The sequence below is a fragment of the Gilvibacter sp. genome (assembly GCF_013214815.1).
GTDB lineage: Bacteria > Bacteroidota > Bacteroidia > Flavobacteriales > Flavobacteriaceae > Gilvibacter.
Window position 1 is genome coordinate 1 of record NZ_JABSPU010000139.1, and the last position, 2,363, is coordinate 2,363.

A 2,363-nucleotide genomic window follows, 5' to 3' on the forward strand; every position below is an offset into this window, starting at 1 on the left:
GGAGATCACATTGTGACCATCGTGGATCAGAACGGCTGTGGAAGCGTGAGTATACCGGTAGGAGTGATTGACTATCCACTGTTCTTCACGCCGAACCAAGACGGCTTCCACGACACTTGGAACATCATAGGAATCGCCAGCAATCCAACGGCGCAGATCTATATTTACGATCGCTTTGGGAAACTGCTCAAGCAGCTGAGTCCACTGGGTCCAGGATGGGACGGAACCTACAACGGCAACCCAATGCCGTCAAGTGATTACTGGTTCCAGGTGATCTATGACGAAGATGATATTGAAAAAGAATTTAGAGGACACTTCACCCTAAAACGATAAACAAAAAACCCCGCCAATCGGCGGGGTTTTTTAATGGTTTTATCTCATCAGTCTAGAAAAAGAATCCTAGACTTAAGGTGTATACATCCAACTGTTGATCAATGTTTGTTGGAGTAGTTAGTCCTGTTGCATAAAGCGCTTCGCTGCGTTCCTGCTGAGCAGTAGAATAACTCAAATCGATCTTTACATTATCCAAAGCGTAACCCAATCCAACTGAATACCCAGTAAGGTCTCCTATTAGGTTTGAATCTTGAAAAGGACTTTCTTCAAAGCGATATCCCCCTCTAAAGCTCCATTTATTTACGCGATACTCGCCCCCAACTCGGTAGGAAGAAGAAGCTTGGAAGGTATTCGCAATAAGCACATTCTGCATATTGAAAAATGGCTCATTAGTAGTGAATTCAATATTGGAGTAATCCTTATATCCATAATCAAAACTGATCAAACCAGCTTGTCCAAACAGTAGGGCAGCACTCGCCTTAACTTGTCCTGGAGTACGCATGCGGTAATCTGCAAAGAAATTGACGATTCCTGGATCTACTACTTCAATAATCGAGCTGTCATCTGGCAACAAACGTCTGGTCTCAATGAATTGCGTAGTTTCCTCAGTTAGCGTTAACCAAGTAGGGGTGTCATAAGTGATTCCTAAACGCAAGATGTCTCCCACTTTGGCAATAGCTCCAATTTGAGCCGAGAATCCATTACCTAGAACCCAAAGGTTTTCTTCAAAACCAATTTGGTCAATGGTAGCGCCAGCATTGTTGTTCGATTCAAACAAGAAAGTAGAACTGCGATAGTCAATGGCGTGAGCGTTCAGGTTAACCCCTAAATAAAGTCGGTCCTTATAGGCCGTAGCCATATTAAAGGTGTATTTGCCTTGATAACCTCGTTCTATTTTAAAGTGCTCTTGATTAAAGCTCCCTTGTCCAGTATTAGAAAAATAAGTGGTGTTCCCAGGAACATTCTCAGTAGGATCAATGATAAACGATTGGAATCCTAAGAAAGCGGTCTGTGCAGCAGAACCTTCTGTCTCGCCTAAGAATCTATACAGCTCAGGAATGGTCTCACTGCCTTGCAACTGCAATAACTCTAGAGGAATTCCATTGGCTTGATTCAAAAAGAATTGATCAATTCCCACATTGTTGGTGCCAACGCTTACCACTTCATTGTCAAAGTTGTTTTGTAGTTCGTAATTCACCGCTAAAGTGAACTTGCCCCAATCGGCCTCATCACTACTGTTTCCAAATACCCAAACCGCACCAGCTTGAGAGATCGCTGCATCGATGTCCGAACTCTGATTGAATGTATTGGAATACAAGATATCGTTTTGACGATCGATAAGCGCTCCGGTTGCCGAAGCATAGTTGTAAAGGAAGATTGCAGATCCCGCAGGGTTGAGTGCCACTCCGGAGAGGTCTCCACCCAGGGCGCCAAAGGCACCGCTCATAGCGTTAAATCTTGCAGTTCCGTAAACGGATTCCTGACTGTATCTCAGAGCGTCAGATAGGCCCTGTGCGTTCAAATTGGGCATAAGGCCACCCAAGATGAGTAGGTATAATAGCTTTCTCATTGCGTAATTTTATGGTAAGAATGATTGATGATGCGATCTTTTATCCGCGTCCGCCGCGACGGCCTCCGCCTCCACGTGATCCTCCGCTGCTGCGCATAGATCCTCCGCTACTTCTCATAGATCCGCTGCTACGGCTTCTTGAACCAGAGCTTCTCATATATCCACTATTGCTTCGCGAACGGTTGTTGAAGTTCGACGAGCGCGAACGGTTGTTAAAGTTTGGAGATGTGGAGCGCATATTGCCTGAGCTGCGACTGCCGCTCATGCTGCGCGTATTGCGTCTTGAATTACTCAAGTTAGACGAGGAACGTGAGTTCACGTTTCCAGATCTTCTCGCATTGGCTTGGTTCACACGACGTGCTACCTCAGAACGACTGTAAGAAGAGCGTCTGTTGTTGGTAGCTGCAGTTCTGTTAGCTGCTACTGCACCGTAGCCCACGTTTCCGCGGTAATCTGCTCT

2 protein-coding genes and 1 pseudogene are annotated in these 2,363 nt (G+C 45.5%); 1 reads left to right on the forward strand and 2 read right to left on the reverse strand.

Annotated elements, in window-relative coordinates; translation table 11 throughout:
- The coding region (locus HRT75_RS14610) for a T9SS type B sorting domain-containing protein (RefSeq protein ID WP_291188315.1) at positions 1-333 on the forward strand (333 nt) is incomplete at its 5' end.
- A gap of 52 nt (positions 334-385) precedes the next feature.
- On the opposite strand, the gene HRT75_RS14615 is transcribed toward HRT75_RS14610, so the two are convergent.
- Both HRT75_RS14615 and HRT75_RS14620 read right to left on the reverse strand, forming a co-directional pair.
- Positions 386-1,903: an outer membrane protein transport protein gene (locus HRT75_RS14615; protein WP_291188318.1), complete on the reverse strand. Its 1,518-nt coding sequence runs from the start codon at positions 1,901-1,903 to the stop codon at positions 386-388.
- A gap of 40 nt (positions 1,904-1,943) precedes the next feature.
- Positions 1,944-2,363: pseudogene (locus tag HRT75_RS14620) on the reverse strand (hypothetical protein); the annotation flags it as partial.

What these genes read in the sequence shown, in the direction of transcription:
- HRT75_RS14615 (WP_291188318.1), bottom strand. Translation starts at nt 1,903, where the DNA reads ATGAGAAAGCTATTATACCTACTCATCTTGGGTGGCCTTATGCCCAAT.